The sequence below is a fragment of the Embleya sp. NPDC050493 genome (genome assembly GCF_044458105.1).
Taxonomy (GTDB): domain Bacteria; phylum Actinomycetota; class Actinomycetes; order Streptomycetales; family Streptomycetaceae; genus Embleya.
The window spans coordinates 18,800-38,627 of the sequence record NZ_JBITHP010000038.1 but is presented as its reverse complement, the minus strand read 5'-3'; the positions used below and the strand labels follow the sequence as shown (position 1 = coordinate 38,627).

General features: G+C 71.2%; 16 protein-coding genes. 6 read left to right on the top strand and 10 right to left on the bottom strand.

All coding sequences use genetic code 11. The features are described 5' to 3' along the window. Positions 1-5: 5 nt before the first annotated feature. Positions 6-185, bottom strand: a complete 180-nt coding sequence (locus ACIBM5_RS42080) for a hypothetical protein (protein ID WP_396011965.1) — start codon at positions 183-185, stop codon at positions 6-8. A 222-nt stretch (positions 186-407) separates the two neighbouring features. Next, on the bottom strand, positions 408-1,361 hold the full coding sequence (locus ACIBM5_RS42075) for a D-alanyl-D-alanine carboxypeptidase family protein (RefSeq protein ID WP_396011964.1): 954 nt from the start codon (positions 1,359-1,361) through the stop codon (positions 408-410). Between the two features lie 214 nt (positions 1,362-1,575). Between ACIBM5_RS42075 and moaA the strand changes: the two genes are divergently transcribed. Next, the gene (moaA, locus tag ACIBM5_RS42070; protein WP_396011963.1) at positions 1,576-2,583 is read left to right on the top strand and encodes a GTP 3',8-cyclase MoaA; all 1,008 of its coding nucleotides are present in this window, start codon (positions 1,576-1,578) and stop codon (positions 2,581-2,583) included. Positions 2,584-2,888: 305 nt separating this feature from the next. Here the strand turns inward: moaA and ACIBM5_RS42065 are convergent, their stop codons facing one another. From ACIBM5_RS42065 to ACIBM5_RS42045, 5 genes are all read right to left on the bottom strand, one after another. Then, positions 2,889-3,155 carry a hypothetical protein gene (locus ACIBM5_RS42065; protein WP_391582479.1) on the bottom strand — a complete coding sequence of 89 codons (267 nt, stop codon included), beginning with the start codon at positions 3,153-3,155 and terminating at the stop codon, positions 2,889-2,891. A 297-nt stretch (positions 3,156-3,452) separates the two neighbouring features. Continuing rightward, on the bottom strand, positions 3,453-3,959 hold the full coding sequence (locus ACIBM5_RS42060) for a DUF3099 domain-containing protein (protein ID WP_396011962.1): 507 nt from the start codon (positions 3,957-3,959) through the stop codon (positions 3,453-3,455). A gap of 133 nt (positions 3,960-4,092) precedes the next feature. Then, positions 4,093-4,632, bottom strand: coding sequence for an RNA 2'-phosphotransferase (locus ACIBM5_RS42055; protein WP_396011961.1), 540 nt, complete (start codon positions 4,630-4,632; stop codon positions 4,093-4,095). A 410-nt stretch (positions 4,633-5,042) separates the two neighbouring features. Further along, on the bottom strand, positions 5,043-6,452 hold the full coding sequence (locus tag ACIBM5_RS42050; protein ID WP_391582476.1) for a metallopeptidase TldD-related protein: 1,410 nt from the start codon (positions 6,450-6,452) through the stop codon (positions 5,043-5,045). Beyond that, on the bottom strand, positions 6,449-7,972 hold the full coding sequence (locus tag ACIBM5_RS42045; RefSeq protein WP_396011960.1) for a TldD/PmbA family protein: 1,524 nt from the start codon (positions 7,970-7,972) through the stop codon (positions 6,449-6,451). The genes ACIBM5_RS42050 and ACIBM5_RS42045 overlap by 4 nt, the downstream gene beginning before the upstream one ends. Positions 7,973-8,330: 358 nt before the next feature. On the opposite strand from ACIBM5_RS42045, the gene fabG reads away from it, so the two are divergent. Next, a complete protein-coding gene (fabG, locus tag ACIBM5_RS42040; protein ID WP_020556165.1) occupies positions 8,331-9,035 on the top strand; it encodes a 3-oxoacyl-[acyl-carrier-protein] reductase in 705 nt (234 codons plus the stop codon). Positions 9,036-9,039: 4 nt separating this feature from the next. Then, positions 9,040-9,819, top strand: coding sequence for an enoyl-ACP reductase FabI (fabI, locus tag ACIBM5_RS42035; protein WP_391583056.1), 780 nt, complete (start codon positions 9,040-9,042; stop codon positions 9,817-9,819). A gap of 215 nt (positions 9,820-10,034) precedes the next feature. Here the strand turns inward: fabI and ACIBM5_RS42030 are convergent, their stop codons facing one another. After that, positions 10,035-10,331: a hypothetical protein gene (locus ACIBM5_RS42030; RefSeq protein WP_396011959.1), complete on the bottom strand. Its 297-nt coding sequence runs from the start codon at positions 10,329-10,331 to the stop codon at positions 10,035-10,037. A gap of 419 nt (positions 10,332-10,750) precedes the next feature. Between ACIBM5_RS42030 and ACIBM5_RS42025 the strand changes: the two genes are divergently transcribed. After that, the gene (locus tag ACIBM5_RS42025; RefSeq protein WP_396011958.1) at positions 10,751-13,102 is read left to right on the top strand and encodes an MMPL family transporter; all 2,352 of its coding nucleotides are present in this window, start codon (positions 10,751-10,753) and stop codon (positions 13,100-13,102) included. Between the two features lie 209 nt (positions 13,103-13,311). Further along, complete coding sequence (locus ACIBM5_RS42020; RefSeq protein WP_396011957.1) at positions 13,312-13,827, top strand: SixA phosphatase family protein; 516 nt, start codon at positions 13,312-13,314, stop codon at positions 13,825-13,827. A 176-nt stretch (positions 13,828-14,003) separates the two neighbouring features. Here the strand turns inward: ACIBM5_RS42020 and serB are convergent, their stop codons facing one another. Continuing rightward, complete coding sequence (gene serB / locus ACIBM5_RS42015; RefSeq protein WP_396011956.1) at positions 14,004-15,257, bottom strand: phosphoserine phosphatase SerB; 1,254 nt, start codon at positions 15,255-15,257, stop codon at positions 14,004-14,006. An 86-nt stretch (positions 15,258-15,343) separates the two neighbouring features. Then, entirely contained in the window at positions 15,344-16,876 is a 1,533-nt protein-coding gene (locus ACIBM5_RS42010; RefSeq protein ID WP_396011955.1) for a streptophobe family protein, read from the bottom strand. A gap of 371 nt (positions 16,877-17,247) precedes the next feature. Between ACIBM5_RS42010 and ACIBM5_RS42005 the strand changes: the two genes are divergently transcribed. Then, complete coding sequence (locus tag ACIBM5_RS42005; protein WP_396011954.1) at positions 17,248-19,776, top strand: FHA domain-containing protein; 2,529 nt, start codon at positions 17,248-17,250, stop codon at positions 19,774-19,776. Positions 19,777-19,828: the final 52 nt, after the last annotated feature.

Genomic DNA, 19,828 nt, shown 5'->3' with positions numbered 1-19,828 from the left:
GAGCTTCAGCGCCAGTCCGCCCGGTACCAGGCCTGCGGCCGGGCCGGGAGCGGTCGCCGTGCGGGCGGAAGGGCGACGGGGGCGGGCCGCGCCGCCTCGGCCACCGGATAGGGCAGCCGCACCATGCCGAACGGACGGCGGTGATGGGGATCGGGGCTGGGGGCGATCAGGGCCGAACCTCGCACGGGAGAGCCTCTCCGCTACGACGGCCCCGAGATCCCACGCCCCGACGCCGCGCCCACCGAGACTCGTCGGCGGACACGGCGTACAACGATCGGACCGGGGCCGAGTGTCGCCGGGTCACTCCCATGGCCCCCTGCGCCGTGCCCGGCGGATCCCGGCGGGGCCACGCCGCCCGACACCGCGCCCGCGACCCGATCCACCGGGTTCCGCCGGACACGGCCCGGTCAGCCGTCCGTGGCGCTGGGGAGGCGCTTGGGGCAGCCGGAGGTGTAGGAGGCGTTGTACTCGAAGTGCCATTCCTCGTTGTCGTACATCCGGCACCAGCCGTACTTGCTGCCCTTGGCCTGGAGCCACGCCTGGGCGTTGGCCGGGTAGATGTCCACCGCGACGCCCTGGACGTGCATCGACTTCTCCGGCGGCAGCACCCAGCGCAGGGCCTCCTCGCGCGAGCCGACGGCGGCGATCTTCTCGTCGAGCAGCCTCTGCTGGTGGGCCCAGCCGCGTTTGCCGGAGTTCAGGTTGAGGGTGATGCCCTCCGCGGCCATCGCGGCGTCGATTTTCTTCCACGCGGCGTAGGCGGCCGGCTTGAGCGCCTTGGGGTCCTTGGGCGCGTCCACGTCGTTGGCCGGCGGCTTCGCGGTCGAGGACGAGCTCGGCGGCTTGCTCGACGACGACGGCGGCCGGGTCGACGACGGCGCCTGCGTGGTGGGGGCGGTCGTGGGGGCCGTGCCGGTGGGTGCCACGGCCGTCTGGGCGGGGGGCAACGGAGCGCCCACCGAGTTCGCCCGATCCTTCTTGTCGTCACCACCTCCGAGGAACAGCACCGCCCCGACGCCGGCCCCGCCGAGCACCAGGGCGCCCGCGAGACCCCACACGACCAGTCCGCGTCGGCTGCGTCGCGGCGGCTCCGGTTCGTCGTCGCGGGTGGGCCGCGCCGGCCCGGCCGGGGTCGATGCGGGGGCGGCGGCCGGCTGCTCGCGCTGGTACCAGTCGGCCGGGACCGGCGTGGTCGGCACGTCGAACGGGCCGGGAGCGCCCGGTGTGCCCGACGCGCCGGATCCGCCCGGTGGGCCGGTCGGGCCCATGCTGTGCTGTTGCCACGAGGTGTCCAGGAAGTGCGCTCCGTCGGGTGTGCCCCCTTCGTCGGGCTGTGGACCGCTGCCCGCTGCGTGTCTCACCGGTGAAGCCTCCTCGTAGTGAGCCTGGATCCTCTCGTGGATCACGTCCGGTATTCGACTCACGGTTGTCGATGCCGGTGTGGGATACGCCACTGCAACCGATCCGGCGCCCCGTTCGTAACCTGGTGGACCTGCCGACCGGAGCAACCCGCGTAACCTGGGAAACTTGCCGGAACGCAGAAGGTGTGCCGAAACCAGGAGAAGGGGGTCGAAGGTGAACACGAACCACCGCACCGGAGGACTCGTCGACGGTTTCGGCCGGGTGGCGACCGACCTGCGGGTGTCCCTGACCGACCGCTGCAACCTGCGGTGCACCTACTGCATGCCGGAAGAGGGGCTGGACTGGCTGGCCAAGCCCGAGCTGCTGACCGGCGAGGAGATCTCCCGCCTGGTCCGGATCGCGGTGACCCTGCTGGGTGTGCGCGAGGTGCGATTCACCGGGGGCGAGCCGCTGCTGCGCCGCGAACTGGTGGAGATCATCCGGGCCGCCGCGGCCCTGGAGCCGCGGCCCACGCTCTCCGTCACCACCAACGGGATCGGTCTGGCCCGGCTGGCGGGGACGCTCCGGGAAGTCGGCCTGGACCGGGTCAACGTCTCGCTGGACACCCTCGACCCGGCGCGGTTCAAGGCGATGACCCGCCGGGACCGACACGCGGACGTGCTCGCCGGGCTCGCCGCGGCGGTGGACGCGGGCCTGGGGCCGGTCAAGGTCAACACCGTGCTGATGCGCGGGGTCAACGACGACGAGGCCCCGGCGCTGCTCGCGTGGTGCCTCGAACGCGGCTACGAGCTGCGTTTCATCGAGCAGATGCCGCTGGATGCGCAGCACGGGTGGAAGCGCACCGAGATGATCACCGCCGGCGAGATCCTGGCCGCGTTGCGTGGCGCGTTCCGGCTCGACCCGGAGGACGCGCGGGGCAGCAACCCGGCCGAGCGCTGGCTCGTGGACGGCGGTCCGGGCACGGTGGGCGTGATCGGGTCGGTGACCCGCCCGTTCTGCGGCGCGTGCGACCGGACCCGGCTGACCGCCGACGGGCAGATCCGCAACTGCCTCTTCGCCCGTGAGGAGTCCGACCTGCGGGCCGCGCTGCGCGGCGGCGCGGACGACGAGGAGATCGCCGACCGCTGGCGGGCCGCGATGTGGACGAAGAAGGCCGGTGCGGGCATCGACGACCCGCAGTTCCTCCAGCCGGACCGGCCGATGTCGGCCATCGGCGGCTGAGCAGGCGGCCTGACGCCGGTCTGCGCGCCCGCGCCGCGGGAACGCGAACTCGTGTGCCGGACGCGCTCTTCGGGCTGTCACGCGGCGCTGTGCGGGATCCGCCGAGTGCCTCCGCCGGTGCGGATTCGGGCGACCCGGTCCGTTCCGGAAGGTCGGCGCGTGCCGGTACCGGGTCGCGCCTGCCCGACTCGATCAACCCGCCGAGTCGGCAAGGGAGTTGGACCCGGCAGTCCGGCGATCACCCTGGATCGCTCGGATCGCTCGGATCGCTCGGATCGGACGGCCCGGCGACCGGCGCCGGTCGCTCAGGAGCCGTCGCCGGTCGAATCGGCCGATCCGGCCGGGGGCTGTGGGTCGTGCCAATCGGCGAACGCCACGGTGTCCTTGAGGAATCCGCGGATCGCCAGGAACTGGGACAGATGCTCACGGTGCTCGTCGCACGCGAGCCAGGTCTTGCGCCGTTCCGGGGTGTGCAGCTTGGGGTTGTTCCACGCCAGGACCCACACGGCGTCGGCGCGACAACCCTTCGCCGAACAGATCGCACGGCCGGGGTCGCTGGGGGTGGGGAACATGTCGACCAGTGTCGCAGACGGGGTCGGCCGCCCGGATGCGGTGCATCGAACGGGCAGCTGACCCTGCGTCAGGCACCAACCGGAGCGCTGCGCTCAGTAAGCAACAGGCTGGTGCGGTAACCGTGTACGCGTCGACTTGCCTGACAGTCAAACGACCCGGACACGGGCGATGCCGGGCAGCCACGGGGGGAGCCGCCCGGCATCGCGTCGGTCGCTCCGACGGGGGATACGGAGCACGTTTCGAAGTATGGCACGTCCTGCATGCGGTTGAAGCACCAACCCGCGTAGCGCTTCCCGCTAATTTTTTGCCGACTGCGAAGGGGCACCCGCCGGGTCGCCCACGCGGCCTCGGTCGGCACCCCCGGCGTCACCGTGCGTATCCGAATTCGTGTGCGAGGAACGGTCGGTGGACTCCGGGCCGGCGGCCGAGGGCGAGCCGACGGGCATCGTCCAGGAGTCTTCGGAATGGGTGTGCACGGTCTCCCGTTCGGCGCTGGTGAGCACCGCTCCGGGCGGCGGCTCCAGCGCCTTGGGCGGGAGCGGCGGCACGAACTGGGCCTGCACCGGCGCATTCGACGTGGGCTCGCGACCGGCGTTGGCCAGCACCACCGCGATGTAGGGCAGGAAGAGCGCGCCCGCGACCAATATCCACCGCCACGGCGACGGGGTGAACACCGCCGCGACGAAGCACACGGTACGAATGGACATCGAGATGACGTAGCGGCGTTGGCGCCCGGCCACGTCCTCGGTCAGCCCCTTGCGCGCACCACTGATCTGGTACACCGAGCCCTTGGCGTTCTTCACGACTCCACCGTCTCCGACCATGTGCCCACACACTCGCCCCGGCTCTCCACGGTACGCCCGCAGGTGGGCCGCACGGAGAACGGGGGCGGGACCTTTGCCGCAAACGGACCCGCATGGCGGACGGTGGAACGGGTCAGTCGAGCCGCTCCAGAAACTCCGGCGGCACCGCAGGGACCAGCCACACGCCGTTGTCCGAGCGACGGAACACATGCCCGGCCGCGACCATGCTCTCGGCCCGCACCACGAACAGCACCGGTCGGCCGCGCCGCGCACCCACCCGGCGCGCCGTCTCGGTGTCGGCGGACAGATGTACGTCGTGCCGGTCCATCGGCCGCAGGCCCTCGGCCAGGATCGCGGCCACGCTCTTGGGGTTGGTGCCGTGGTAGAGCACGGCGGGCGGCACGGTCTCGACCAGACCCAGGTCCACCGCGACGGTGTGCCCCTGGCTGGCCCGGATCCGGGTGCCGTCCGCGGAGAAGGCGAACCGTCGCTTGTCGTTCTCCTCGACGACCTGTGCCAACTGTGCCCGGGTCAGCGCCATCCCGCGGGCATTGCACGCCGCGAGCAGCACGTCCACGTCGACCCAGCCGGCCTCGTCCAGGGTGATCCCGAGCCGCTCCGGCTGATGCCGCAGGTGTCGGGACAGATACTTCGAAATCTTGACGATGTTCATGATGAACCCCAACGAAAGCACGGAGCCCCGCACAGGGACAGCGATTTTCCGCTGCGACGGCATGCGGTGGCATGCGACGGCATGCCGGGCGGACTCGACCACCCCACCCGGCACACCGCAACCAAAAGCCCAGCCGCACCCCACCCGGCACACCACGGACCGCCCCCGACCCTCGCGGATCGAGCCGTACCCTCAGCCCGGCGTTCCGCGGACCGTGCCGAAACCCGAGCCGGCGTACCCGGACCGCCGCGACCCTGCCGACCGACCGAGCCGAGACCTCGGCCGGCGTCCCGCGGACCGCCGCTGCTACCGCGGACCGAGCCGAATTCCAGCCCGTCCGGCGTTTGAGGACGACCGGCCGCAGGCCGTCCTGCCCAAGCCGCCGAGCCGGCCACAGGCCGATCGCGGGCCTATTGCGCCTGACTCGGCGAGGACATATTGAAATCGCGGACCCGCAAAGGCGGCATCGCCGCACGGGTGAACCAGTCGCCCCACTCCCGCGGATACGTCCGCTCGGTACGCCCCACCTCGACCGCCCGCCCGAGCACGTCCACCGGCGACTCGTTGAAGCGGTAGTTGTTCACCGCGCCGACCACCTCGCCGCCCTCGACCAGGTACACCCCGTCCCGGGTGAGCCCGGTCAGCAGCAGCGTCTGCGGATCCACCTCGCGGATGTACCACAGGCAGGTCAGCAGCAGCCCGCGCTCGGTCGAGGCGACCATGTCCGCCAGGCTCGGGCCGTCGGCCGGACCGTCCAGGATCAGGTTGTCGATCTCCGGCGCGACCGGCAGCCCGGTCAGCTCGGCGGTGTGCCGGTTGGTCAGCAGCGACGTGAGCACGCCGTCGGTGACCCAGTTCGTCCGGGTCAGCGCGAGTCCGTTGTCGAACACCGACGACGCGTCCCCGGAGGCGTGCGCGATGGTGAACGGCGCGCTCTCCAACCCCGGGTAGCCCGGGTCGCTGTACAGCGTCAGCGGCAGTTCGCTGAGCCGGTCGCCGATCCGGGTGCCGCCACCGGGCCTGCTGAAGACCGTGCGGCCCTCGTGCGCGTCCCGGGCGCTGCCCTGCCAGTACATGTAGACCATCAGGTCCGCGACCGCCGTGGGCGGCAGCAGCGTCTCGTAGCGGCCCGCCGGCAGGTCGATCGTGCGGTTCGCCCAGGACAACCGCTGCGCCAGGTCCGTGTCGATCGCGGCCAGGTCCACGTCACGGAAGTCGCGGGTGGGCACGCCGGCCCATGCCGAGCGGGTCAGGTCGCCCGACTTCGCGTTCAACTCGACGTGCCCGGTGGGCTGGTCGTGCCGCAGCCGCAGCCCGGCCGAGGTGCCCACGTAGGTCGAGGTCAGCTGATGCGACGCGAACCCGTACAGCAGCCGGTCGCTCTCCCGGGCCCGCCCGAACGCGGCGCCCAACTCGGGCGCGAAGTCCGCGAACACGCCGATCGAGGTCTGCGCCGGTGCCTCGGTGAAGCCGCCGTCCGGGCCGCCGCCGGCGCCGAGCAGCGGACGCGCGTCCTCGGCCGGGCCGGCGTCCCGCGCGGCCGCCTCCGCGGCCCGGACCAGCCCCTCCAGCCGATCCACCGTCACGCCGCTGCGCGAGACGATCCCGGACGCGGTGCCCTGGGTGCCCGCGACGGTGGCCACCACGGTCACCCGCCGGCCGCGGGTCTCGCCGTTGGTGGTCAGCGCATTGCCCGCCCAGCGCAGGTTGGCCGCCGAGGTCTCCTCGGCGATCACCACGCAGCCGTCCGCCTCGGACAGCGCCAGCGCGCGCTCGACCGTCTCGTTCGGCCGCGTCACCACGGTCTGCCCGCTGCTCATCGACCCGCCTCCTGAACCGTGTTGAGGACCTTCACACCGCGGAACAGCGCCGACGGGCAGCCGTGGCTGACCGCGGCGACCTGCCCGGGCTGCGCCTTGCCGCAGTTGAAGGCACCGCCGAGGACGTAGGTGCCCGGGCCGCCGACGGCCTCCATCGAGCCCCAGAAGTCGGTCGTGGTCGCCTGGTAGGCGAAGTCCTTGACCTGCCCGACGATCCGGCCGTCCTCGATCAGATACGCGCGTTGGCCGGTGAACTGGAAGTTGTACCGCTGCATGTCGATCGACCACGACTTGTCGCCGACGATGTACAGACCCCGGTGCACCCGGCCGATCAGCTCGGCGGTGGACAGGTCGTCATGGCCCGGTTGCAGCGAGACGTTGGCCATCCGCTGTACCGGCACGTGGCCGGGGGAGTCCGCGTAGGCGCACCCGTTGGATCGACCCAGGCCCTGCATCAGCGCCATCCGCCGGTCCAGCTGGTAACCGGTCAGGATGCCGTCGGTGACCAGGTCCCAGCTCTGCGTCGCGACGCCCTCGTCGTCGAAGCCGATGGTGGCCAGACCGTGTTGCACGGTGCGGTCGCCGGTGACGTGCATGACCGGCGAGCCGTACTGCAGCTTGTTCAGCTTGTCGAAGGTGGCGAACGAGGTGCCCGCGTAGGCGGCCTCGTAGCCCAGCGCCCGGTCCAGCTCGGTGGCGTGCCCGATCGACTCGTGGATGGTCAGCCACAGGTTGCTCGGGTCGATCACCAGGTCGTACTCGCCCGCCTCGACACTGGGCGCCGCGACCCGCTCGGCGAGCAGCTCCGGCAACGACGCCAGCTCCTCGTCCCAGTCCCAGCCCTCGCCCTTGACGTACTCCCAGCCGCGGCCGACCGGCGGCGCGATGGTGCGCATCGTCTCGTACGCGCCGGATTCGCGGTCCACCGCGATCACGGTCAGCTGGGGGTGGATCCGGACCCGCTGCTGCGTGGTCGAGGTGCCGGCCGAGTCGGCGTAGAACTTGTTCTCCTGGACCACCATGCAGGAGGCGTCCACGTGGTCCACGCCGTCGGCGGCGAGCAGTTCCCGACTCCAGCGGGCGAACAGGGCTATCCGCTCCGCCTCGGGTACGTCGAACGGGTTGATCTTGTACGCCGAGATCCACGTCTCGTCGGCGTGCACCGGCTCCTCCGCCAGCGCCACCGTCTCGCCGGCGCCGGCCGCCTCGCTCACCGAGCGGGACACCCGGGCCACCGCCACGGCCTGCTCCGCGACGTGCGCCGCGGCCTCCGGGGTCAGGTCGACGCCCGCCGCGAAGCCCCACGCCCCGTCGTGCACGACGCGGACCGCGAAGCCCACGTCGGTGGTGTCCACGGACGAGTCGGTCCGCCCGTCGCGCAACCGGAAGGACGCGTCTCGCACCCGCTCGAAGCGGAAGTCCGCATGTTCGGCGCCCAGTTCCCCGGCTCGGGACAGGGCCGCGGCGGCCAGCTCCCGAAGGGGATAGGCGAGGAACGTCGGATCGATCTCGTTGGGCACCCATTCCTCCATACGTTCGGCCTGTCGGCTCGCATCGTTCAGTCAACCAGACACGATGTCGCCGACATTCCGGCCGGCCCGGTCGGCCGGTCCTGCGCTCGGACGGGTCTTGCGCCCCGACAAGCGGAACGAAACCTGCCGGGCACAGGCCGGCCGGATTCGGTCGGTGGAACCGGTCGTTCCGGTTGTCGTGCGCTCTTGTCGGGTTCCCACAACGATCGATCTGCGGACGCTGTCCCGGACCGGATTCCCCTTACCCCGGGGTAGCCCGATAGCGTCATCGTGACGTAAGCCGACGGCCCGCGCGCCGGCGCGGCCGAGGACGTTCGAGGACGACAGACGACAGAGGAGTGATCCGTTGAGCCGGTCCGTACTGGTCACGGGAGGAAACCGGGGCATCGGCCTGGCCATCGCCCGGGCCTTCGCCGCCGACGGCGACAAGGTCGCGATCACGTATCGCTCCGGCGAGCCCCCGGAGGGCCTGCTCGGTGTGCGCTGCGACATCACCGACGGCGAGCAGGTCGAGCAGGCGTTCAAGGAGATCGAGGCCGCCCACGGCCCGGTCGAGGTGCTGATCGCCAACGCCGGCATCACCCGCGACACGCTGCTGCTGCGGATGAGCGAAGAGGACTTCACCAGCGTCGTCGACACCAACCTCACCGGCACGTTCCGGGTGGTCAAGCGGGCGAGCAAGGGCATGTTGCGGGCCCGCAAGGGTCGCATCGTGCTGATCTCGTCGGTGGTGGGGCTGCTCGGTTCGGCGGGGCAGGCCAACTACGCGGCCTCCAAGGCCGGCCTGGTCGGCTTCGCCCGCTCGATCGCTCGGGAACTGGGATCGCGCAACATCACCACGAACGTGGTGGCGCCGGGCTTCGTCGACACCGCGATGACCGAGGTGCTCGGCGAGGAGCGCAAGGCGCAGATCCTCAAGGAGATCCCGCTCGCGCGCTACGCCGACGTGGACGAGGTCGCCGGCGTGGTCAAGTTCCTCACCTCGGACGCCGCGTCGTACATCACCGGAGCCGTCATCCCTGTGGACGGCGGACTTGGAATGGGGCACTGAACTCATGGGCGACCTGCTTGCGGGCAAGCGCATTCTCGTCACCGGCGTCATCACCGACGCCTCGATCGGCTTCCACGTCGCGAAGCGGGCCCAGGAGGAGGGCGCCGAGGTCGTACTGACCGGATTCGGCCGGCTCTCGCTGGTCAACCGGATCGCGAACCGGCTGCCGAAGCCGGCCCCGGTGATCGAGCTCGACGCGACGAACCCCGAACACCTCGCGGCGCTCGCGGACAACGTGCGCGCGCACGTGCCCTCGCTCGACGGTGTGGTGCACTCGATCGCGTTCGGTCCCAAGGACGCGCTCGGCGGCAACTTCCTCAACACCGAGTGGGCCGACGTGGCCACGGCCGTGCAGGTGTCGGCGTACTCGCTGAAGTCGCTGACGATGGCGTGCCTTCCGCTGATCGAGGCGAACGAGGGCGCCGGTGGCTCGGTCGTCGGCCTCGACTTCGACGCGCAGGTGGCGTGGCCGGGCTACGACTGGATGGGCGTCGCCAAGGCCGCGCTCGAATCGACCTCGCGCTACCTGGCCAAGTACCTGGGCGAGAAGAACATCCGGGTCAACCTGATCTCCTCGGGCCCGGTCAAGACGATGGCCGCGAACAGCATCCCCGGCTTCGAGAAGTTCGAGGGTGTCTGGAACGAGAAGGCCCCGCTCGGCTGGGACCTGCGCGACGCGGACCCGGCCGCCCGGGGTGTGTGCGCACTACTGTCCGACTGGTTCCCCAAGACCACCGGCGAGGTCATCCACGTCGACGGCGGCCTGCACGCCATCGGCGCCTGACCTCTTCTCATCCGCGCTGCGCGCGCCGGCGGCTGCGCCGCCGACCCCTTCCACAGCCCGATCACCCGGCCACCAGGTCGCGGTGGTCGGGCTGTGTCGTTGTGGAGCGCGGGCCGCGAGGCCGAGGCGGGTGCGCCGCCGCCGGTGAAACCGCAGCCCCGGTCGCGAACGGCACGGGTGGGCGGGTGGCCGGGTGGGCGGCTGGGCGAAAACCCTCAGCCCGTCGCGGCGGCGATCGTCGCGGCGATGCCGATCAGCACGGTGATCAGCAGCATGATGCCCAGGATGCCGCCGAGTTGCCTGGCGGAGGACTTGTTCGGGTCCGGCGGCGCCAGCACCGTCTGGCGGATCTCGTCGGTCGCGCCGGATTCGGCGGCCCTGCGGGCGAGGATCTCGTTGCGCGCGTTCGACCGCGCGACTTCCTCCGCGTGGGCGCGCTCCTCGCGGGCCTTGCGAGCGGCCATGGCCCGCTCGTACCGCTCCTTGGAGGATTCGCCAGATGTAGCAGCCATGGGGACGAGTTTCGCAGACCCGCCCCGCCGTACCGACCGGTGGGGCGGCTCGCGCCGGGCCGCGGTCGGCCGCGGTGTCGGGCGGGGGTGGGGCAGGCGGGAACTCCGCATCGACCGCCGGGCGTTGTGCACACGTGTAGTCCCTCGCCGAGTGGATCTTTCCCCCGAGTGCTCCATACGGCGTTTGCGCAGGTCAGCGAGGTGGATGCGGAAGATTCCCCTTACACGCATCCTGCTATGCCCCGACTGATCACCGGCGCGCTCCTTCTCAGGGGTGGGGCCAGCCCTACTACGCAGGGGTGCCTGCCCCCCCGATCAAGACACCTGTCCGCAGGATGTGACCCCCGGTCGCCCGCCAATACCTTCGTGTGTGTCGAGGAACACCCTCGGCGAAGCGGAGAACACAGGAGCGGGGACCAATGGCATCCAGGCGCAATTTCGCTGCCTCGATCGGTGGCTGGAGTGCACAGCATCGCAAGACGGCGGTATTCGGGTGGCTGCTGTTCGTGGTCCTCGCCGTCGTCATCGGCAACATGAGCGGATCGCGGGAGATCACCGACGCCGAGCGCGGTGTGGGGGAGTCCGGGCGGGCCGCGCGCATCATCGACGACGCGGGGATCAAGGAGCCCGCGGGCGAGATGGTCCTGGTCAGCAGCGACAAGCTCGTGGCGCAGGACGCGAAGTTCCGCGCCGCCGTCGACGATGTGATCAACCGGGTCAACGCCACGCAGGTCAAGGGCGACAAGGGCCCCGCCACCCAGCACATGCGTTCTCCGTACGCCGGTGAGGGCGGCATCTCCTCGGACAAGCACTCGGTGCTGATCCAGTTCGACATGGTGGGCGAGGACGACAAGGCCGTCGACAACATCCAGCCCGTCCTGGACGCGGTGGCCGAGGCCCGCAAGGCGCACCCGGACGTCACGGTCGAGCAGTTCGGCGACGCGAGCGGCGACAAGTGGTTCCAGGACACCATCGCCAAGGACTTCACCCGGGCCGAATGGACCGCCGTCCCGCTCGCCCTGGGCATCCTGCTCGTCGCGTTCGGCGCCGTGGTCGCCGCGCTGCTGCCGGTGGCCCTGGCCCTGACCGCATTCGTGGCCGCGGGCGGTCTGCTCGCACTGAGCAGCCACCTGATGCCGGTCGGCGACAACGCGCAGTCGGTGATGCTGCTGATCGGCCTGGCCGTCGGCGTCGACTACTGCATGTTCTACCTGCGCCGCGAGCGTGAGGAGCGGGCCAAGGGCCGGGACGCGGAGACCGCACTGCGGATCGCCGCCGCCACCTCCGGACGCTCCGTACTGATCTCCGGCATCACCGTCATCGTCGCCATGGCCGGCATGCTCCTGTCCGGGCTCAGCGAGTTCGAGTCGATGGCCTCCGCGACCATCCTGGTCGTGCTGACCGCGGTGCTCGGTTCGCTCACCGTCCTGCCCGCGATCCTGTCGATGCTGGGCGACCGGGTGGACCTGGGCAAGATTCCCGGGCTGGCCAAGATGCGCCGTCCCACCGAGGGCAGCAAGGCGTGGGGCAAGATCCTGGGCGTCGTGCTCAGCCGCCCCAAGGGCACCGCGGTGCTCGCCGGCGGTCTGCTGATCGCGCTGACCGTCCCGGCCATCGGCATGAAGACCTCCGAGCTGCCGATCGACAAGGAACTGCCGACCTCGCTGTCCATCGTGCAGACCTACCAGCACATCGAGAAGGCGTTCCCCGGCGGTCCGGCGCCCGCCCAGATCGTGGTCAAGGCGAACAACCCCGACGACCCCAAGCTCGCGGCGGCCTTCGACGACCTGCGCCGTGAGGCGGTCGCCACCGGGCAGATGCACGAGCCGATCGAGGTCGAGCGGCAGGGCACCACGAACGTCTTCAAGATCTCCGTCCCGCTCGCCGGCAGCGGCAACGACTCGGCCAGCGACAAGGCACTGTCCACGCTGCGCGGCAAGGTCATCCCGAACACGCTGGGCAAGCTGGACGGCGTGGACGCCCCGGTGACCGGCAACACCGCCGGCTCCAAGGACTTCAACGACAAGCTCGACGACGCGCGGCTGCCGATCTTCGCCTTCGTGCTCGGTTTCGCCTTCCTGCTGATGCTGGTGTCGTTCCGCTCGATCGCCATCGCGGTCACCGCGATCGTGCTCAACCTGCTGTCGGTGGGCGCCGCCTACGGTGTGATGACCCTGGTCTTCCAGCACGGCTACGGCGACGCGCTGGTGGGCACGGACGCACCCGGCGCGGTCGTCTCCTGGATTCCGATGTTCCTGTTCGTGATCCTGTTCGGCCTGTCGATGGACTACCACGTCTTCGTGGTCTCGCGAATCCGCGAGGCGTACGACAAGGGCATGGACACCAAGTCGGCCGTGTCGCACGGCATCCGCACCACCGCCGGTGTGGTGACCAGCGCGGCGACGATCATGGTCGCGGTGTTCGCGGTCTTCGGCACCCTGTCGATGCAGTCGATGAAGCAGTTCGGTGTCGGCCTGGCGGTCGCGGTCCTGCTGGACGCCACGATCATCCGCGGTCTGCTGCTGCCGGCCGTGATGACCCTGCTCGGCGACCACAACTGGTACCTGCCCCGCTGGCTCGGGTGGCTGCCGCAGATGGACCACGGCGACGAGGCGGTCGAGCTGCCGGCTCCGGCCGGCGAGCCGGTCCCCGCGTACGCCTCGGCGAACGGCTACGCCACGCCGGTGTACGAGCCGGTCCACCAGGGCGGCGCCCGGTACGACGAGAACGTGTCCGGCTCGCGTCGGATCCCGCGCCCGCCGGTCGGCTGACCGGAGAGCGCACGGTCGCCGGCGGGATCCCGACGACGACCGTGACCACGACAACCCTGTAGATCCGAGGAAAGCGCGGGTCGGGACCGGATACTCGGTCCCGACCCGTCGTGCGTGTCCGGTCCGGTCGGCACGCCCGGTTCCCGTCCATCGAGTCCTGCGGTGCCGACCCGCAGTGCACAACGGCCGATGTCTGAGAGGCTGAACCCATGGCATCCCACCGACAGCGCAATCTTGTGGTGATGAGGCACGCGAAGGCCGAGTGGCCCGACGGGCCGGACCACGAGCGACCCCTCGCCGAACGCGGCCGCAAGGACGCCGCCGAGACCGGGCACCGGCTGCTCGACCAGGGCATCACCCCCGATCTGGTGGTGTGCTCGCCGGCCGTACGCACCCGGGAGACCTGGCGTCTCGCGGGCAAGGCCTACGACCACAAGCCGCACACCATCTACGACGAGCGGGTGTACGAGGCGAGCCCGCAGGCCCTGTTGTACCTCGTCCAGGAAACCCCCGACGAGGTCGACACGCTGCTGCTGATCGGGCACAACCCGGGCGTTGCCACGCTGGTCAACGCGTTGGCGGGCAGCGGCGAGGACGACACGCTCGTGCGCCTGCGGGAGAAGTATCCGACCTCGGCGGTCGCCGTGCTGAGCCTGCACACCGCCTGGGCCGACCTGCGCGAACGCTCGGCCCACCTGACCCGCTTCACCACGCCGGAGTCCTGACCGATCACGGGCGAAGACGGACCACGACTCAAGCGCCGATCCGGGCGATCGACGGCCCGGCCGGCGCTTGAGGACCGGCCCTTCGGCCCGTCCGATGACAGGCTTTTCGAGCCTGCTCGGCGCCGGGACCAGCTCGGACCGGCTTCTTCGGCCCGTCCGGCGTGTCAGGACGACGTTCAAGCCCGTCCGGCGTTCGGGGACTCCTGCCCCGATGTGGACGCGGCCGACGCATCCGGTCGGCCGTACGGCACATCCGCGGCGTCCGCCGCCTCGATCTCGTCGCGGGTGACGCCGAGCAGGAACAGCACGGTGTCCAGGAACGGCACGTTGACCGCGGTGTCGGCGGCCTCGCGGACCACCGGCTTGGCGTTGAAGGCCACGCCCAGACCCGCCGCGTTGAGCATGTCCAGGTCGTTCGCGCCGTCGCCGATGGCGACCGTGGCGGTCAACGGCACGCCCGCCTCGGCCGCGAAGCGGCGCAGCAGCCGGGCCTTGCCCGCCCGGTCGACGATCTCGCCGACCACCCGCCCGGTGAGTTTGCCGTCCACCACCTCGAGGGTGTTGGCCGCGCTGTAGTCGAGCCCGAGCTGCTCCACGAGCGCGTCGGTGACCTGGGTGAATCCGCCCGAGACGATGCCCACCTTGTAGCCGAGCCGCTTGAGCGTGCGGACCAGGGTGCGCGCGCCGCGGGTGAGTACGACCTGCTCGCGGACCTTGCCTATGGCGTCCTCGTCCAGCCCGGCGAGCAGCGCCACGCGGGCCCGCAGCGACTCGGCGAAGTCCAATTCGCCGCGCATCGCGGCGGCGGTCACCTCGGCCACCTCGTCCAGGCAGCCGGCGTGCTCGGCCAGCAGCTCGATCACCTCGCCCTGGATCAGGGTCGAGTCCACGTCCATCACGATCAGCCGCTTGGCCCGGCGCCGCAGGCCGGAGGGCTGGACCGCGACGTCCACCCGGCGCTCGGCGGCCTCGGTGGCCAACTCCAGACGCAGCTTGTCCGTCTCGACGCCGGAGACCTGGAGCTCGATCGCGGTCACCGGGTATTTGGCGAGGCGGAAGATCCGGTCGATGTTGGCGCCGGTGGCCGCGATCCGGTGCGCTATCCCGGCGAACGCGGCCGCCTCCAGCGGGTGGCCCAGGACGGTCACGTGCGAGCGGCCCTCGCCGCGCGGGCGGTTGTCGCCGACGCCGGAGAGGATCTCCGCCTCCAGCCGCTCACCGTCCGCCCAGCGGTGCACCCCGGCCCGCAGCCGGCCCTCGTCGGTCGGCGTGGTGATCAGGACGCACAGCGTGAGCCGGCCCCGGGTGACGGTCTGCTCGACGTCGACGACCTCGACGGAGTGGCCGGCCAGGATCTCGAAGAGGCTCGACGTCACCCCCGGCCGGTCCTTGCCGAAGATCTTGACGAGAAGAGTGCGCGGCGCATTCATGATGCTTCACGGTACCGGCCGTTCGAGGGCGCGCGCCTCACCGGTCCACGGTACGAACACCGGGCCGATCCGCGCGCGGGCGCGATCTACCCAGGCCAGGGGCCGTCCCGGGGCGGCGCCTGCGGATCGGGCGGCGGCGGCGGGCGGTAGGCCGGGGCGGGCCTGTTCGAGTACGGCGGACCCGGCGGCGCGGGTGCCGCGGGCCCGCTCGGCGCACCGGGGCGCGCCGGTCGGTCCTGCGGATACGGCGCGCTCTGCGGGTATTGCCGCGGCGGCGCGGCGCGGGTGGGTCGCGGCGGGCCCGAGGCCGCCGCCGGGGCGGTGGTGCCCGCCTGGCGGTAGCGCACCCAGTCCGCGACCGCGCCGCCGATGAAGCCGGCGCACGCGCCCCACAACAGGCCGAGCAGTACGGTCCACAGATAGTCCGCGTGCAGCGACACCGACGCGCCCGGGGACACCACCCCGCCCAGGACGCTCACCGCGACCTTGAGCTGGAGCTGCATCAGGTAGGCGACCACCAGCAGCCCGCCCGCGAGGGTGATCGCGAACCGCCACGCGTGCTGATGCGGGCGCACCGACGCGGGCGCGCGCATCGCCATCACGGTCGCGCCGAGCAACAGGAGCAGCGCGGAGAACAGCGGTACGAACCAGGCCCGCGAGTCCAACTCGGCCAGCCGGTCGATCCGGATCGGCAGGCCGTCCCCGGAGGAGGCCTTGACCAGCCTGCCCAGCGGGCCGGGCAGACCGAAGGAGAAGCCGCCGACCTCGGTGGGCGCGCTGGTCGTGGTCTTCCACGGGATGCCCAGGCCGAGCGAGGCCAACAGCCAGACCGCGTTGGGCAGCGCGAACAACATGCCGCCGATCATCCGCTTCGGCGCGGGCGCGGCGGCGGCCACGAACGGGGTGCCCACGATCCCGGTGACCACCGCGGTGATCAGTACCGCGAGCAGACCGGCGACCGGGGCCCGCAGCACCGCGCGGTGCCGCAGCCACTTGACCGGGAGCGGCCCGCGCGCGGACACCGCGACGGTGGCCACCAGGGTGATCAGCAGCCACAACGCGCCGAAGACGAGCGTGCCGCTCACATCGGTCTCGAACCTGGCCGCCGCGCCGAGGTCGAAGATGCCGATCAGGTCCTGCGCCCGGGCGTCGCCGACCCGGGAGACGAATTGATCGATCGGCAGCGCGTGTTTGCCCATCGACACCACGACGCCGAGCACTGCCATGGTGAACACCAGGACTCGCACGCCGTGCACGATCAGATCCAGCGCGCCGATCACCAGTCGGTGGCGCAGCGGGCGCAGGAACAACCAGCCCAGCACGAGCGCGCCGATCAGACCGATGCCCAGCAGCATGATGTCGACCTTGCCGCTGCCCTGCGCGAGCGAGACGTCGCCGGTGAGTTGGCTGAGGATGTCGTCGCCCCGGCCGGTTTGTTCGGCCCCCTCGAGATCGACCGTGCCACCCACGGCCAGCGCGATCACCGCCGCGATCAGCGCGGGCATCGTGCCCGATCCGAGGTCGTCCGCGCCCAGCAGCCACAGCGCCGCCCACGCCGCGACGGCCATCGCCACGAACGCGGCGAGCACCGCGCCGAGCGCGTGCAGCCACGGTGTCACGCCGCCCCAGGATGCGGGGCCGGCCGGTGGCCGGTCCGGAGGCGGAGCGTGTTGTGGTGCGTGGTGCTGCTGGTTCCAGGACACGACCGCTCCTGTCACGTGCGACCCGGCTGCCGGATGAGCGGGACAAACTCGACTATCGAGCGGCCCCGACCCGCGCGTCAACGGATTCGGCCGGACTGCCCCCCGGTGAGCGGCACGACGGCCGGACAACCGGCTGGACGAAGGAGCAGGCGAACGGAGAAGTTGATGTTGTAATCGCCCTTCGGAGTGGTTCCGTACGCTTCCGCACCGGAAAGGCTGCCCGCGAGGCCCGTGCGTCCCTACACTCTCGAAGGGTGGGGGACAGCTATACGCCAGAGGGACCGGCAGTGCCGCACCTGACCGTCGGCACCAGCGCCGGAGCGCCCGTGATCCTGGATCCCGGGCGGGAACACATCGTCGGTCGCGACCCGTCCTGTGCGATCGTGCTCGACGACCGCCGTGTGTCGCGCCAACACGCGGTCCTGCGGGTGGGCTCCGACGGCTGGGAGTTCGTCGACACCAACAGCGTCAACGGCTCGTGGATGCGCGGCAATCGGGTGCACCGCGTGGTCGTGGGCCGAGGCTGCGAGGTGTTGCTCGGCGACCCGGACGACGGCGACCCGCTGCGGCTCGCGCCGGAGGCGAATGTCACCGAGGTGGTGCCGCCGCGCGTGGCACACCACGACCACGTGCAGATTCCCGAGCCGCCGCGCCGCGCCGAACCGCCGCGCACGGGCGAGCCGCCCTACACCCCCGAGCCGCCCTACGTGCCCGAGCCGCCTCGGCAAGTGCCGGACCGGGCCCGCCCGTTGGGCCGCGCACACATAGGAGCCGGGCCGCATGCGGATCCGCGCCCCAGCGTGGACCGGGCGCCGAGCATGGTCATCCCGCTGCCGGTGCGCACCCTGCGGATCGGCCGCGCACTGGACAACGACCTGGTGCTCACCGACCTGATGGTCTCCCGGCACCACGCGGAGTTGCGCACCACACCGGGCGGCCGGCGCGAGATCGTCGACCTGGGCAGCCACAACGGCACCTTCCTCAACGGGCAGCCGATCGAGCGCGCGCTGCTCGGCGAAGCCGACCTGGTCGGCATCGGGCACGCCACCTTCCGGCTCGACGGCCAGGAGTTGCGCGAGTTCATCGACACCGGCGAGGTGTCGCTGGAGGTGCAGAACCTCACCGTCACGGCCGGCAAACGGGTCCTGCTCGACAACGTCTCCTTCCCGCTCGCCGAACGCAACCTGCTGGCCATCGTCGGCGGTTCGGGCGCGGGCAAGTCCACCCTGCTGGGCGCGCTCACCGGCAGCCGCCGCGCCGCCAGCGGCAAGATCCTCTACGACGGCCGCGACCTGTACGCGAACAACGCCGAACTGCGCCAGCGGATCGGCCTGGTGCCCCAGGACGACATCCTGCACGCCCAGCTCACCGCCCGCACCGCGCTGCGCTACGCGGCGCAGTTGCGCTTCCCCGAGGACACCGAGGCGGCCGAGCGGGAGCGACGGGTCGAGGAGGTGATCGGCGAGCTGAGCCTGGACAAGATGCCGCGCGGCGCCACATCGCCGTACGCCGACACCAAGGTCAGCAGTCTCTCCGGCGGCCAGCGCAAGCGGGTGAGCGTGGCCGTCGAGCTGCTCACCAAGCCGTCCGTGCTGTTCCTGGACGAGCCGACGTCCGGCCTGGACGAGGGCCTGGAACGCTCGGTGATGGAAAAGCTGCGCGAACTCGCCGACGACGGCCGCACGGTGATCGTGGTCACCCACAGCACCCGCAGCCTGAACGTCTGCGACCGGGTGCTCGTGCTCGCCCCGGGCGGTCGGATCGCCTTCTTCGGACCGCCGGACGAGGCACTGCCGTTCTTCGGCAAGGGCGACTGGCCCGAGGTCTTCAAGATGTTCGACGACGAGCCGGACCGCGACTACGAGGGTCCGTTCCGCCGCTCGGAGCTGTACGGCCGGTACATAGAGGTCGGTCGCGACCGCGCGCACGCCGAACAGGGCGAGCGACCGCAGGCGAAGCCGCCCAAGCCGCAGGGCTGGTTCTCCCAACTGACCACGCTCTCCCGGCGCTACCTCGCGGTGATCTCCTCGGACCGCAAGTACCTGGCGCTGCTGGCCATAGCGCCGTTGTTCCTGGGCATGTTGTGCCGGGTGATCCCGGGGAAGCTGGTCAGCCCGGAGGGGGCGCCGCCGGGCTCGAACCAGGAGGCGACCACCAAGCTGCTCGTGCTGTTCGTGATCAGCGGCCTGATGGGCACCGCGACGGCGGTCAACGAACTGATCAAGGAGCGCGCCATCTATCGGCGCGAGCGCAGCGCCGGGCTCTCGGTGTCCGCCTACCTCGGCTCGAAGATAATCGTGCTCGGGTTGATCTCCGCGATCCAGGGCGTGGTGCTGACCGCGGTCGCCCTGGTCGGGCAGAAGTTGCCCGCCAAGGGCGTGGTGATCAGCCCGCCGATCATCGAGATCGGCATCGCGGTGGTGCTGTCCGCGATAGCGGCGATGGCGGTGGGCCTGGTGGTCTCCGCGTCGATCGGCAGCGCGGAGTTGGCGATGCCGCTGCTCGTGGTGATCGCGATCGTGCAGGTGGTGCTGTGCGGCGGCCTGTTCCCGCTCAACGGCAAGGCCGGCATCGAGCAGATCTCCTGGCTGGCCCCGGCCCGCTGGGCCTTCGCCGCGGCCGGCAGCACGATAGATCTGGCCACCCAACTGCCGCGCAAACCCGGCGAGTCGCCGGATCCGCTGTGGAAGCACGACCCGAAGGTCTGGTACCGCAACATCGGCATCCTGGCCGGCCAGATCGCGGTCTACGGCCTGATCGCGCTGCTCATGCTCCGGCGCCTGGACCCCAAGACCAAGCGCAAGCGCGGCAGCTAGCGTTGCTCCTGTTCCTGTTCCTGTTCCTGTTCCTGCTCGTGGTCGTGCTCGG

Excerpts from the sequence above, each read along its gene's own strand:
- ACIBM5_RS42065 (WP_391582479.1), bottom strand. The coding sequence starts at position 3,155 with ATGTTCCCCACCCCCAGCGACCCCGGCCGTGCGATCTGTTCGGCGAAG.
- ACIBM5_RS42055 (WP_396011961.1), bottom strand. The coding sequence starts at position 4,632 with ATGAACATCGTCAAGATTTCGAAGTATCTGTCCCGACACCTGCGGCAT.
- ACIBM5_RS42050 (WP_391582476.1), bottom strand. The coding sequence starts at position 6,452 with ATGAGCAGCGGGCAGACCGTGGTGACGCGGCCGAACGAGACGGTCGAG.
- fabI (WP_391583056.1), top strand. The coding sequence starts at position 9,040 with ATGGGCGACCTGCTTGCGGGCAAGCGCATTCTCGTCACCGGCGTCATC.
- ACIBM5_RS42030 (WP_396011959.1), bottom strand. The coding sequence starts at position 10,331 with ATGGCTGCTACATCTGGCGAATCCTCCAAGGAGCGGTACGAGCGGGCC.
- ACIBM5_RS42025 (WP_396011958.1), top strand. The coding sequence starts at position 10,751 with ATGGCATCCAGGCGCAATTTCGCTGCCTCGATCGGTGGCTGGAGTGCA.
- ACIBM5_RS42020 (WP_396011957.1), top strand. The coding sequence starts at position 13,312 with ATGGCATCCCACCGACAGCGCAATCTTGTGGTGATGAGGCACGCGAAG.
- serB (WP_396011956.1), bottom strand. The coding sequence starts at position 15,257 with ATGAATGCGCCGCGCACTCTTCTCGTCAAGATCTTCGGCAAGGACCGG.